This is a genomic window from Acinetobacter sp. 25-47-122 (genome assembly GCF_056779695.1).
This window is the reverse complement of record NZ_JBWYIJ010000002.1, coordinates 216701-229918: the sequence shown is the minus strand read 5'-3', so window position 1 is coordinate 229918 and position 13218 is coordinate 216701. Positions and strand designations below refer to the sequence as shown.

The window sequence follows — 13218 nt, the reverse complement described above, 5'->3', positions numbered from 1 at the left end:
TTGATCTATCTCAACTTGATATTTTTGGCTAAACCTGTATACCTTAAACTATCAAATGTAAATTATAGTTTTGGATTTCACCTGTGACCCAGAGACACGATCAAATTAGTTCCACCGCAGTAGCTTTAACCACGACATCCACAAACTTAGAACAAAACTCGCAAAACAAGCTCCTATCCGTATTTGAACTTGAAGCCACGCAAAACACCTTGAATGCAACAGCACTCAAACCAGAACAACTGACGCATATTCCAAATTATGACAATATTCCTGCGTCTACAAAACGTATCAAACCCCTTAATAATTTTTTAGGACAAGATCGTGCTAAAGCATCTGTAGAAGCAGGCATTGCCCTCCCATACTCAGGCTATAACATCTTTGCTGTGGGTACGGCAGGGTTGGGTAAACGCACCATGATCAAGCGCTTACTCCAACAACATGCCAAAGATATGCCTACACCGGATGATTGGGTTTATGTATACAACTTCAAAAATGCACGCAACCCAATTGCGCTTAACTTTCCTGCAGGACAAGGCGCAAAGTTTCAAAGTACGCTACATCAAACATGGCAAACGATTTTCAAACAGCTCGAACGTCGTTTTAGTGCTGAAACGTATCACAATCGGATTGAAAAAATTCGTTTAACGACAGGTCATGAACAACAACAAGCTTTGATTGAGCTCACCAAAGAAGGTGAAGAGCTTGATTTAAAGTTGATCAGTCGTAATGAAGAACACTGCTTTATTCCTGTTCATCTTAAAGACAATAAAATTCAAGAGATGTCTCAAGATGACATCAATGCACTGAGTAGCAAAGAACGTTCTGAAATTGCGTCTAATATCCGTTATATGGATAAAAAGCTTGAGCGTTTAGGTTTACAGATTGGTGATCTTGAAGATGAAGCACGTGATATGGTGTCTGAGTTGAATCGTGACATTGCCAAACAAGTCATTATTCCTCGCATGGAACATATTTTAAATAAATTTCCAGACATCAAACATCTTGAACAATATTTAAAACTATATGCTCAAGATATTATCGACAATGTGGAGACCGTACTAGAACAGGAAGAAATTGATTTTTCACCTGCATTATTTAACCGAGTCCCTGCGCGTTATCAAGCAAATTTAGTCATTAGCAACAAGCCAAATTCTGGGGCACCAGTCATCTTTGAAGATTTCCCCACACATTACAACTTACTTGGCCATGTTGAACAATTAACGCAAAATGGCACTATCAGCACTGATTTCACTTTAATACGACCTGGTGCACTGCATCGTGCCAATGGTGGTTTTTTAATGCTTGAGGCTGAGCAGCTTTTAGAACAACCTTATGCATGGCAAGGACTCAAACGAGCGATTAAGTCTGGTCAAATTAAACTCTCATCTCTAGAGCACATGCTAACGCTGACGGGCAGCATTTCAATTGAGCCAGCATCGATTCCATTACAATTGAAAGTCATTTTAATGGCTGAACCAGAAATCTATTATGAGATTCTGGAGGTGGAGCCTGAGTTAGGAAGTATCTTTAAAATCAGAGCTGATTTTACTGACACATTACAACGTAATGACGAAAATGAACAAGCTTATATGCATTTGATTGCAGACTATGTTCAATCCTCTAAACTACTTCCATTTGATCGTTCTGCCTTGGCTGCTTTACTGACCGACTCAAGTCGTCAAGCAGAGGATCAGAGTTCGTTGTCACTACATGCCTTAACTTTAGGTGATCTGATTCATGAATCTCATCACCATGCATCCAAATCTAATGCAACTATGGTGACAGCAGAACATATCGGCACTGCGCTCAAACACCGCCAATATCGTCTAGGTTATTTACGAGAGTTGTACTGGCAAGATTTATCTCGTGGTACACAGCTTATCGAAACGCGTGGTCATCGACTCGGTCAGATAAATGCTTTGTCCGTGATTCACTACGCCGATGTCGAATTTGGCCTACCATCACGCTTGACTGCTTCAGTGTATCAGGGTGGGGGCGATATTTTAGATATCGAACGTAGCGTGGAGTTAGGCGGTTCACTTCATGCTAAAGGTGTACTATTAATGTCGTCTTTCTTAAAGGCACATTTCGGACGTGAACAAACCTTGCACTTCTCTGCCGCTTTGGCTTTTGAACAAAGTTATGGTCAAGTCGATGGTGATAGTGCAACCGTTGCAGAACTCTCCGCTTTAATTTCTGCGATCAGCCAACTGCCGATTGATCAGTCATGGGCGATTACAGGTTCAATGAATCAACTGGGTCAAGTACAACCGATTGGTGGCGTCAATGCCAAAATCGAAGGTTTCTTTGATGCATGTAAACTTCAAGGTTTAACAGGCAAACAAGGTGTCATTATTCCACGTCAAAACATGCAGCATCTAATGTTACGTCAAGATGTGATTGATGCTGTCGAGGCCGGTCAATTCCATATTCATGCCATCAACACAATTGATCAAGCACTTGAGATTCTCATGGCGCGTCCTGTCGGAGAATTAAATAAAAAAGGTCGCTATACCAAAGGATCAATTTACGCTGCTGTCATGGAGCAGCTAGAATATTGGCAAGCCATTGAAGATGGCGCTGAAATTGAAGAAGAGCCAAAGAAAAAGAAAAAAAAGAAGAAAAAAGACAAAGCTAAAAAAGATAAAGCGATCAATGCTGAAGAACAACCTTCTCAACTCGCTGATGAGACTTCAAACTAATTTGAAGTTTTCAAAATAAAAAAAGCACCCATCGGTGCTTTTTTTATTGCGCTTAAATTAAGCTTCAGGCGCTGGGCTATATTGCTCCACGAGCGTTTTTAATTCGCCTGTTTGGAACATTTCTAGCATAATATCACTACCACCGATCAACTCACCATTGATCCATAATTGTGGGAATGTTGGCCAGTTTGCAATTTGTGGCAAAGTCGCACGAATGTCTTGGTTTTCAAGAATATTTACATAAGCAAATGGGCGACCAATTTGGCTCAATGCTTCAACTGCACGTGCAGAGAAACCACATTGTGGGAACTGTGGTGTGCCTTTCATATAAAGAAGAACTGCATGTTTTGCAATTTGATCACGAATTAACGCTTCTGTATCACGCACTTGTTCAGTCATTGATTAAATCCTCAACTATTCTGCCTGCATTATACCTAAAACCGCCGTAAAGAGTATGGATTGCTAAATTTTTCCAGTTTAATTTGCAATTAGGCTTTTAATCTTAAGCAGATTTTGCTTAGATAAACTTTTATTTTCCACCTAACAAATACGAGTTAGACATGAACAATATCACCCTCGCTCCAGTTCAAACTGATCAACCATCTCATTTGATGCCTGTATTCAGCCGTCAACCGATCAGCTTTGTGCGTGGCCGAGGTTCGTATCTTTATACAGCTGAAGGTACAGAATATTTAGATGCGCTGACTGGCATTGCAGTATGTGGTCTAGGTCATGCACATCCAGTTTTGGCAGAAGCAATTGCAGAACAAGCAGCGACGCTTATTCACACCAGTAATATTTATGAAGTACCTTGGCAGACTGCAGCTGCGCAAAAGTTAGCTGAAGTATCTGGTATGGAAGAAATTTTCTTCTCGAATAGTGGTGCTGAATCAAATGAAGGTGCAATTAAAATTGCGCGTAAATATGGTCATATGCAAGGTATTGCTCTTCCGAAAATCATTGTAGCTGATCATTCTTTCCATGGTCGTACAATGGCAACACTTTCTGCGACAGGCAATAAAAAAGTACAAGAAGGTTTTGGCCCGCTCGTTGAAGGTTTTATCCGAGTACCTTTTGGCGACATTGAGGCAATTGAAGAAGCAGCAATCAACCATCCAGATATCGTCGCGATTCTCGTTGAACCGATCCAAGGTGAAGGTGGTGTAAATACTGCCCCTCAAGGTTTTAGTTATCTTGAAGAAATTCGTCAAATCTGTAATCAACATAATTGGTTGATGATGCTAGATGAAGTTCAAACAGGTAACGGTCGTACAGGAAAATATTTCGCGTATCAACATACCAATATTATTCCTGATGTCATGACGACAGCTAAAGGCTTGGGTAATGGTTTCCCAATTGGTGCAGTGATGACTCAAGGTAAAGGTGTAGGTATTCTTACTGCAGGTAACCACGGATCAACTTATAGTGGTACTGCATTAGGTTCGCGCATTGTCTACACGATTATCGATTTGATGCAAAAAGAAAATATTGTTGAAAACGCAGCAACAATTGGCCAATACTTAGTTGATCAATTCCGTATACAACTTGCAGATCAAAACGTTATTGTTCGCGGCTTTGGTATGATGATTGGTATTGAATTACCAAAACCATGCGCAGAGTTGGTGGATATTGCACGCATAGAACACAATCTAATTATTAATGTCACCGCAGGTAATGTCGTTCGTTTGTTGCCAGCGTTGAATATGAATCAAGAACAAGCTGATGATTTATTAAAACGCTTAGTTCCTGCGATTAAAAACTTCTTGGCTTAAACCAAGATCAATAAAAAAAGCCGCATATTGCGGCTTTTTTTATTAAGAAGAACACTTAAGATGCTTCTTGGAATACTCGACCACCAGGTAACTGGCTGAAATATTGTTTTAAAGCATCTAGGCAGCGATGAATTTTCATTGGTTGTTGTTCACGTTTTAATGTCATTGCATTCAAAGTGTATGCAGGTAACTTCCATTCAGGTAAAACTTCAACCAATGTGCCATTCATTAATTCTTTTTGCACATCCAGATATAATAATCGCGCGATGCCGTGACCATTTTGGCACAGTGATTTAGCGACATAAACATTGTTTGTCTGTAAACGATTTTCCATGGACACATTCACCAATTCACGCGATGTACTGTGTTCAAATGTCATCATTTGCTGATTTTTTACAATATTTACTGGAATCAAATCGTGATGTGCTAAATCTTCAGGTCTTGAAATAACTGCATTTTGATTCAAATAACTTGGTGAAGCCACCAAGACTTGATCCACACGTGCAAGCGGCAGACAAGATAAGTGATTAGACTCATCCACGCGAGAACACATTCTCACTGCAATATCGATTCTTTCTTGAATCAAATCGACAAACTGATTTTCAACTTCAAAGTGAACGGTTAAACCACGATGTGCCGAAATCCAATGCGACAGCGCAGGAACTACATGGGTTGCACCGAGTTCTGGCGTTGTTGCAATACGTAAATCACCAACTAAATCGTCTCGTAACTCATTAATTCGAATTTTACCGCGCTCTGCTGCAGCGAGCATTTCTTGACAGCTATGAAAAAAGGCCTGCCCTGCTTCCGTTAAACTTAGTTTTCTTGTGGAACGGTGCAGAAGTGTTACTTCCATTTCTTGTTCTAGTGAACGAATTTGCTGACTAACTGCACTCGTCGTAATGCCTAAATCTCGAGCAGCACCACTGAAAGAGCTTTTTTCAACAACACATGCAAATACGCCCATCGAGCGAAGTTGATCTAACATAAATTTCCCTCTGAAATTATGAGATGCTTCTCTAATTAACAAAAATTAACAAAAGCAACTCATTGTATTATACGAAGAAATTGTTAAATTGCACTAAATATCTTCAGTTGATTGGCAAAATATTTGCTGGATTGATTGGCTTACCATCTAAACGAACTTGAAACTCAAGCATCGTACGGGTTGCACCACTCGAGCCCATTTCTGCAATTTGTTGCCCTGCACTTACGTTTTGCCCACTCTTCACTAACATCCGGTTATTGTGCGCATACGCAGTGATATAACCATCAATATGTTTAATGAGCACCAAATTACCATATTCTTTTAAACCATCAGCTGCGTAAACCACTTGACCATCAGCTGCTGCAAAAATTGGATCACCAACATTGCCACCAAAACGTAATCCCTTGACATTACTTGCCACATTAAAGTTTTCAATGACTTGACCATTCGATGGTTTCACCCAGCGTAATGAAGTTGCTTTAGTCGAAGTCGTCGGTACTGCAGCAGTTACCGCTGGTACTGGTGTGGTTTGTGGTGGTGGCGTACCCACAGCTGGTTTTGTTGGTAACTGAATGGTTTGACGTTGAATCTGAGTTTCAGTCGCTGTCAAAGGACGCGTGGTCGAACGTGTCACTTGTCGATTGCCAGAGGGTTTTAATCTTAAAGATTGATTTACATAGATGCGATAAGGCGGTGCAATATCATTCATCTCCGCAATGCTCAAATAGCTCAATCCATAACGTGCCGCAATTTTACTTAAAGTGTCGCCAGAACGAACTGTATAGAAGTCAGGAGCAACCGCATAACGAGCAGAATTGTGGATTTGGGGTTTCGATGCACAGCCCGACAAACCAAGAAAAGAAGCGACAGCAACCGCGATCAATGCTGAGTGAATAGATGGTTTAGACAACTTCAAAACTGTTTTGGGTCTGGCCAAAAGCATGATTTCCCTCTCTGACAAAAGATTAAAAAGACTGAATTCGGCTTAAGAGTAGCAAAATTAATGCTAAATTCACCGTTTCAAATATATTTTTCACAAAGTTATAACACATCCTACCTGTAGTCATTCAATTAAAGCTCTAACTGAGATTCAAGTGAAGCCAACACCTGATAGTTGGTAGCATCCATTTGGATCGGTGTCACACTGACATATCCATTTGCAATGGCATAAAAGTCTGACTGATAACCCAGTTGGCTTTTTTCGGGATCTGTTACGGCCTCTCCAGCCAAACCAATCCAAACAACTTGACGGCCTCTCGGGTCAACTTGTGTGGTAATCGGTTTCGTTTGTTTTCTTCTTCCTTGATAAGTCACTAATGTCCCTTTTATTTCAGCCGTATCCGGAATATTAATATTGAAAATATGACGCGGTGGTAACTCAGGCAAACCATTTTTAATAAACTCATATACCCAATTTGCAGCTTGTGCATAATCTTGAGCATCTTGATACGAACGAACATTTGGACCAGCCAATGAAACTGCGATTGCAGGTTGTTTCATGAGTCGGCCTTCAAACGCGGCCCCAACTGTACCTGAATACAACACATCATCACCTAAATTCGCTCCACTGTTGATCCCGCTTACAACTAGATCAAATTCAAAATCAAATAGACCATTCATGGACAGATAAACACAGTCCGCTGGCGTGCCATTAATTGCCCATACATCCTCTGAAATTTGCACGGGTCGCAATGGACGATCAAGCGTTAATGCACTTGAAAAACCACTCCGCTCACTTTCTGGAGCAACCACGACTACTCGACCCAAAGGTTTTAATGCTTGTGCTAATGCTTGTATTCCTGGTGCGAACACACCGTCATCGTTGGCAATCAAAATATTCAAAACAATTCACTCAATTCATGTAATCCCATCTGTTCGATAGCCTAATCAAAATCCCCCAACACAACAATGAGTACACGCATAGATGTTGAGGTTTTAAACGCCTTTAATCTTGAAAATCTGCTTACCCTTTAATCTTGAAAACTCAGCATGTAGTCATCCCCCTGTTCATACCTGAACTTTTCTTCTTTACTTTCTGAGTTCCAACAGCATTAATACACTTTCTCTATTTTTTAAACACGAAAAAAGATTATTCTATTCTTATAACTAACTTACTAATTTTTGAGTCATTTATGCAAAAACGTTTTTTACAATTGATTTCAACCGCATTTATCAGCAGTTCAATGTTGTTTTCAAGTTTCACTTTCGCCAATGCTCAAGACTTAAAAGAAAATATCGAAGTTACTCAACAAAAAGTGACTAAAGATGAACTCGCTGCAATCTATGTCTTTTCAGAATCATGCCCAAGTTTAGTGGAAGAAGATGCGGCGTTTAAAGCAGGCTATCAAAAGCTATTAAAAGACTATTTACCTAATGAAAATTCACCTCAAACCACGCTGAACAATCTAATTAAACAACAGGATTATCAGCAAGCATTAGCTCAAGCGAGACAAGATGCGAAAAACGCTGGAGATAAAGCAAATCAACAAGTGTGCGAGGATATAAAAAAATATCAGTCTTCAGTTAAATAGAGCACGAAATAGTTACAATTCGATTGAAATAAGCCGACTCCACTGCTAGAAGTCGGCTTTGCTTTGTCCTAGAATGCAAAGCTGATTTTTGCGTTCATACAAGATTGGAACTACATAGAATGACCCGAAAAAGCGCCATTGCTGCATTATTACTATTACCTTCATTTACTTATGCAGCAACTGTTTTATCTTCACCACCAGAACTCAATAACAAGTCTTACGTTTTGATGGATTATGAAACAGGTCAAATTCTCGCAAGTAAAAATGAAAATGAAAAACTTGCGCCTGCTTCAATGACCAAAATGATGACTAGTTTCATTATTGAACAAAAGTTGTTGAACGGTGAACTCACGGAAGATGAAAAAGTTCGTATGAACGAATCTGCTTGGTGTCGTGGTAGTAGTACAGAATCTTGTATGTATGTACCTCTCAATGGCACAGCAACCGTTTTGGAAATGTTACGCGGGATTATCATTCAATCTGGTAATGACGCATCTAAGGCGATGGCTGAGCATATTTCTGGTAATGAAGGTACATTTGTACACAGCATGAACCAAGAAGCTAAGCGTATTGGCATGACCAACACGAACTTTATGAACTCAACAGGTATGCCTGCTGAAGGTCATTATTCTACTGCGAAAGATATGGCTACTCTTGCGAAGCACATCATTCATGACAGTTCAAAGTATTATCCTATCTACTCTGAAAAAGAGTTTACTTTTAACGGGATCAAGCAAGGTAACCGTAACGCGTTGCTATATACAGATCCGAGTGTAGATGGTCTTAAAACAGGTCATACTTCTGAAGCTGGTTATTGTTTAACGACTTCAGCTAAACGTGGCCCGATGCGTTTAATTTCAGTGATTTTTGGTGCTCCATCAATGCAAGCACGTGCAACGCAAACACGTGATTTGTTATCTTGGGGTTATGCAAACTTTGAAACTGTCAGTGTTCAACCCGCTCACAAAGAGTTGACCACTTCTAAAGTTTGGTTTGGTCAATCTAATCAAGTGAGTGTGGGTCTTGCTGAAAACTTCAACGTGACTATGCCAAAAGGTCAAGCAAATGCCATTCAAACTCAAATCGCGGTTCAACCGAACTTAAATGCCCCTCTTCAACAAGGGCAAGTTGTAGGTAAATTAACAGCGACACTTGACGGCAAAGTTATTGCTGAGAAGCCGCTTGTTGCTTTGCAAGCTGTTGAAGAAGCTGGTTTCTTCTCGCGTATGATCGATCATATCAAACAGTTCTTTAGTAATTTGTTTTAAGTCGTAGCTTGACTAAAGATATAAAGGCACTCAAATTCTTTTGGGTGCTTTTTTGTTTATAATGAGTAAAAACAGGCAATTTTTTATGACTGAAAATATCCGCAAATACTTAGAGACTTACCCAAAATTTGATACAACAAATTATATTGATCCAACTGCGTTAGTGATTGGTGATGTTGTCTTGGCTGAGAATGTTTCGGTCTGGCCTTATGCTGTGATCCGTGGTGATGTTAATTTTATTCGGATTGGTAAAAATTCCAATATCCAAGATCATTCCATGTTGCATGTCAGTCATAAGAAAGCGGATAAACCTGAAGGTTCACCGCTCATTATTGGTGAGGACGTTACTGTGGGTCATCATGTGAAATTACATGGTTGTACTATTGGTAATCGTGTTTTAGTCGGTATTGGAACGATTATTTTGGATGATGTTGTTGTTGAAGATGATGTGATGATAGGTGCGGGTTCGCTTGTTCCACCCAACAAAGTTTTAGAAAGTGGTTATTTGTATGTGGGTAGCCCAGTGAAAAAAGTGCGTCCACTGACTGATAAAGAAAAAGCGTTTCTGCCGTATTCAGCGCAGAATTATGTAAAGGTTTCGGGAAATTATAAATAATTTTGAATTCGCATAACAGCCATTATGTTAAATGGAAGATGGAAATGTATGGAATATAAAAAATTTTACTACCTAAATAAATAAAACATCAAAAATGTAAATTATTTACCATAAATATTTTTTATAGCTTAGATACTTGACCCTCACGTAACGTTAGCCTCTAGCATAAAACATGCCTAAGGGATAAAGGAGTCAAAAGATGTTATTACAAGTCGGTGAATTGGCGAAGCGAACAGGGTTAACTATTCGTACCCTTCATCACTATGATGATATCGGTTTACTTCAGCCTTCGGCCCGCTCCGACGCCGGTTATAGACTTTACAGTCGTCAAGATATTACTCGCTTATACCAAATTCAGGCATTGCGAGGGCTTGGAATGACATTGGCAGAAATTGGCGCGGTTCTTAATAGTCCAAACCTTGCACTCGCCCCATTAATTGATCGGCAGATTCAGGCAATCGATCAGATGATAATTAAGCAGACTCAACTGCGCTATCGTTTGAGCAGTCTCAAAAATCAACTGATGAATGGTGAAGAGCTAGAACTGGACAATTGGCTAAAAACATTGGAGCTTATGTCTATGTACGAACAATATTTTACAAAAGAGGAACTTGCAGAACTGACTTTTTTACAGGCAGATAGTAAACAACAAAAAGAATGGGAAGCGCTTGTCATCGAAGCCAATGCACTCTTTAAGGCCGGAGAATCTTCTAGTAGTGAAACTGCCCAAAACCTGGCTTCACGCTGGATGCTGACCCTCGAACAGAATACGGCTGCTAATCCTGAATGGTTGGCTAAATTGAATAGCATGCATTCAGCTGAATCGGCATTTCAGGAAAAATTGGGTGTGCGCCCGGAAGTGGTTGAGTTTCTACTTGAAGCATTTGCCGAGAGTAAGCTGAACGTTTTTGCACGTTATTTATCCGAGCAGGAATTTGCTTTTATGAAGCAACATTATGTACGTGAGATGAAAAATTGGCCCCAGTTATTGATTGGATTGGAGAAGGCCATTCGTGCTGGGATTGAACCTGACAGTGAACAAGCAAAATGTTTAGCACAGCAATGGCTCTCCATGTTACAGGGTTACGCAGGCAAAAATCCAGCGACACATGCGAAGATTCGCAATGCCATGCAAAATGAACCAAGTCTTGCCGAGGGAACCTGGCTCAAACCTACCACTTTGCAATTTTTAGAAAAAGCAGTAGCAGCTTTGATGCGTTGTGCTTAGTACATGCTTTCCTCTATTCAAATAATCAAAGTAGTGTGGCTATCCCATAATACGGGGTAGTCATTAAGTTTATGATTTCAAAATATTTTATATAGAGAAAGTAGAGTAAATGGTATTATCACAAACTTATCCAACTACACTATATAAGTTGGTTATTTTCGATTTTGATGGAACCTTAGCAGATTCATTTCCTTTCTTTGTTTCAACTATAAATCATCTGGCTGACATGCACTCTTTCAAGAAGATTCATTTAGATGAAGTGGAATCTTTTAGAGAAATACCTTCCCGAGAGCTAATGAAAACTCTTGGAATACCAGTATGGAAACTACCTGCGATTACTCAGAATTTTATAAAACTCATGAAGGTAAATCCTTCAAAGATTCCTCTATTCGACCATACCGATGAAATGCTTTCCCACCTTAATGAACATGGAATTACAGTGGGCCTGGTTTCTTCAAATGGATACGAAAATGTGACCCGTATTCTTGGTTCAAGCTGTCGATACTTTAATTACTTTGAATGCGGTGCATCTTTTTTTGGAAAAGCATCTAGGTTAAAGCAGCTTTTAAAAAAAGCAGGCTATAAACCCTCAGAAACTATCTATATAGGTGATCAGATTACCGATTATGAGGCAGCTAGATCGGTAGGAATTGCTTTCGGTGCAGTTTCATGGGGTTACAGCACAGAAAGACTTTTAAAGAAATTGTCACCTGATGAGACATTTGAAAATGTGTCTGCCATAAAGAGGATTACTGTCAGCAAAAAATAACCCTACTAAATTATGCTTATAAGCAGAGAATCGCCATTCTAGATACCCGAGGTAAATTATGCTTTCTTTAAAGATAACTACACATATTGATATTCATGCGACACCGGAGCAAGTTTGGCAGGTACTGACTGATTTTAAATCGTATGAGAGTTGGAATCCCTTTATCCGTAAAGTTTAAGGAAAGTTAAACATAGGTGAAAAACTAAAGATTAGGATTCACCCAACTAAGCAAAAAGCAATGGAATTTAAGCCTACACTATTGGAAGTTAAAAATGCTCAGTCTTTAAGCTGGCTAGGTCACTTTCTAATCCCTAGTCTTTTAGATGGTGAGCATCATTTTAAACTTTGCTCCCAAGAAGATGGCAGCACTTGTCTCATACATTCTGAGACATTTAGTGGTCTACTTGTACCTATGATGCGTAATAATTTGAAATCTATAAGGAAAGATTTTGAATACATGAATCAATCTCTAAAATTATTTGTAGAATCAAAACTTTAGATTTGAAATCATAGGGTAATAAATTGTTATTTTTATTAAAACAGATCCATGTAGGCACTTCGCTTCTTTGTTCTTTCAATTTTTAAATTCCCCTAAAATTAACATAATACACCTTATGCGAAATTATCTTTTTTATTTCATATAAATCATAATCTTAAATTACATTCAAAAGCCCAATTTACTTAAATTGGGCTTTTTTGTTGATTCTTCATGTTCCACGCCCTTTATTAAATTATTGATCCAAAGAACTTCTTAGTTAAACTTAAGATAGAACGCCTTCAAAGAAATCCCCTCCCATCATAGCCACACACCTCAAAATTTTATACAATATGCCTTCCCTTCATCTGGTGCTTTTTTATGACCGCTTGGACTGCTCACGTCACTGTTGCAACAGTGGTTGAAAAAGATGGTAAATATCTGTTTGTAGAAGAACAAACAGAAGGTGTCATGCACACCGTTTTTAATCAACCTGCAGGTCATGTTGAAGCTGGTGAAACCCTTATTCAAGCCGCGGTTCGTGAAACCATGGAAGAAACAGGTCACCAAGTTGAAGTCACAGATTTATTGGGTATATACACCTATACCCCACCTATGTTTCCAGATCGTACCTATTACCGCTTCTGTTTTTTAGCAAAATCAACACAGTATTTTGCCAATGCAACATTAGATACAGGTATCGTAGGTGCTGTTTGGATGAGCCTAGATGAGCTATTAGAAACGGCTCGCGCGCGTAGCCCATTGGTCATCAAAGCCATTCAAGCTGCCCAATCAGGACAAAAATTTCCTTTATCGCTCGTTTATGAGCACCAAAATTCTCCCTTAATTTCAAATTTGGATGCCTAATC

Annotated in this window: 13 protein-coding genes; 9 read left to right on the top strand and 4 right to left on the bottom strand. The window is 39.4% G+C overall.

Going from position 1 to position 13218, the window contains the following annotated elements; translation table 11 throughout:
- The first annotated feature begins 83 nt into the window (after positions 1 to 83).
- Positions 84 to 2702 carry a Lon protease family protein gene (locus tag AC1M9P_RS02630; RefSeq protein WP_481586647.1) on the top strand — a complete coding sequence of 873 codons (2619 nt, stop codon included), beginning with the start codon at positions 84 to 86 and terminating at the stop codon, positions 2700 to 2702.
- Positions 2703 to 2759: 57 nt separating this feature from the next.
- Here AC1M9P_RS02630 and grxD read toward each other — a convergent pair whose 3' ends face one another.
- On the bottom strand, positions 2760 to 3101 hold the full coding sequence (gene grxD, locus AC1M9P_RS02625) for a Grx4 family monothiol glutaredoxin (RefSeq protein WP_092766094.1): 342 nt from the start codon (positions 3099 to 3101) through the stop codon (positions 2760 to 2762).
- 161 nt (positions 3102 to 3262) lie between these two features.
- On the opposite strand from grxD, the gene AC1M9P_RS02620 reads away from it, so the two are divergent.
- Entirely contained in the window at positions 3263 to 4474 is a 1212-nt protein-coding gene (locus AC1M9P_RS02620) for an acetylornithine/succinylornithine family transaminase (protein ID WP_481586646.1), read from the top strand.
- Positions 4475 to 4529: 55 nt separating this feature from the next.
- Here AC1M9P_RS02620 and AC1M9P_RS02615 read toward each other — a convergent pair whose 3' ends face one another.
- The 3 genes from AC1M9P_RS02615 to surE form a co-directional block, all read right to left on the bottom strand.
- Positions 4530 to 5462 (bottom strand): LysR family transcriptional regulator, encoded by a 933-nt coding sequence (locus tag AC1M9P_RS02615; protein ID WP_481586645.1) that lies wholly within the window; start codon positions 5460 to 5462, stop codon positions 4530 to 4532.
- Between the two features lie 103 nt (positions 5463 to 5565).
- Positions 5566 to 6405 carry a peptidoglycan DD-metalloendopeptidase family protein gene (locus AC1M9P_RS02610; protein ID WP_481586644.1) on the bottom strand — a complete coding sequence of 280 codons (840 nt, stop codon included), beginning with the start codon at positions 6403 to 6405 and terminating at the stop codon, positions 5566 to 5568.
- 128 nt (positions 6406 to 6533) lie between these two features.
- Positions 6534 to 7304, bottom strand: coding sequence for a 5'/3'-nucleotidase SurE (gene surE, locus AC1M9P_RS02605; RefSeq protein ID WP_035270482.1), 771 nt, complete (start codon positions 7302 to 7304; stop codon positions 6534 to 6536).
- Positions 7305 to 7594: 290 nt separating this feature from the next.
- Between surE and AC1M9P_RS02600 the strand changes: the two genes are divergently transcribed.
- From AC1M9P_RS02600 to AC1M9P_RS02570, 7 genes are all read left to right on the top strand, one after another.
- Positions 7595 to 7993 (top strand): MCR_0457 family protein, encoded by a 399-nt coding sequence (locus AC1M9P_RS02600; protein WP_035270480.1) that lies wholly within the window; start codon positions 7595 to 7597, stop codon positions 7991 to 7993.
- A gap of 119 nt (positions 7994 to 8112) precedes the next feature.
- Positions 8113 to 9261: a D-alanyl-D-alanine carboxypeptidase PBP5/6 gene (gene dacC / locus AC1M9P_RS02595; protein ID WP_035270478.1), complete on the top strand. Its 1149-nt coding sequence runs from the start codon at positions 8113 to 8115 to the stop codon at positions 9259 to 9261.
- Between the two features lie 85 nt (positions 9262 to 9346).
- Positions 9347 to 9877, top strand: a complete 531-nt coding sequence (locus AC1M9P_RS02590) for a gamma carbonic anhydrase family protein (RefSeq protein WP_035270475.1) — start codon at positions 9347 to 9349, stop codon at positions 9875 to 9877.
- A gap of 199 nt (positions 9878 to 10076) precedes the next feature.
- On the top strand, positions 10077 to 11105 hold the full coding sequence (locus AC1M9P_RS02585) for a MerR family transcriptional regulator (protein ID WP_035265745.1): 1029 nt from the start codon (positions 10077 to 10079) through the stop codon (positions 11103 to 11105).
- Between the two features lie 109 nt (positions 11106 to 11214).
- On the top strand, positions 11215 to 11874 hold the full coding sequence (locus AC1M9P_RS02580; RefSeq protein WP_035265744.1) for an HAD-IA family hydrolase: 660 nt from the start codon (positions 11215 to 11217) through the stop codon (positions 11872 to 11874).
- 58 nt (positions 11875 to 11932) lie between these two features.
- On the top strand, positions 11933 to 12052 hold the full coding sequence (locus tag AC1M9P_RS02575) for an SRPBCC family protein (RefSeq protein ID WP_481586643.1): 120 nt from the start codon (positions 11933 to 11935) through the stop codon (positions 12050 to 12052).
- Between the two features lie 678 nt (positions 12053 to 12730).
- Positions 12731 to 13216: an NUDIX hydrolase gene (locus AC1M9P_RS02570; protein ID WP_481586642.1), complete on the top strand. Its 486-nt coding sequence runs from the start codon at positions 12731 to 12733 to the stop codon at positions 13214 to 13216.
- Positions 13217 to 13218 lie beyond the last annotated feature (2 nt).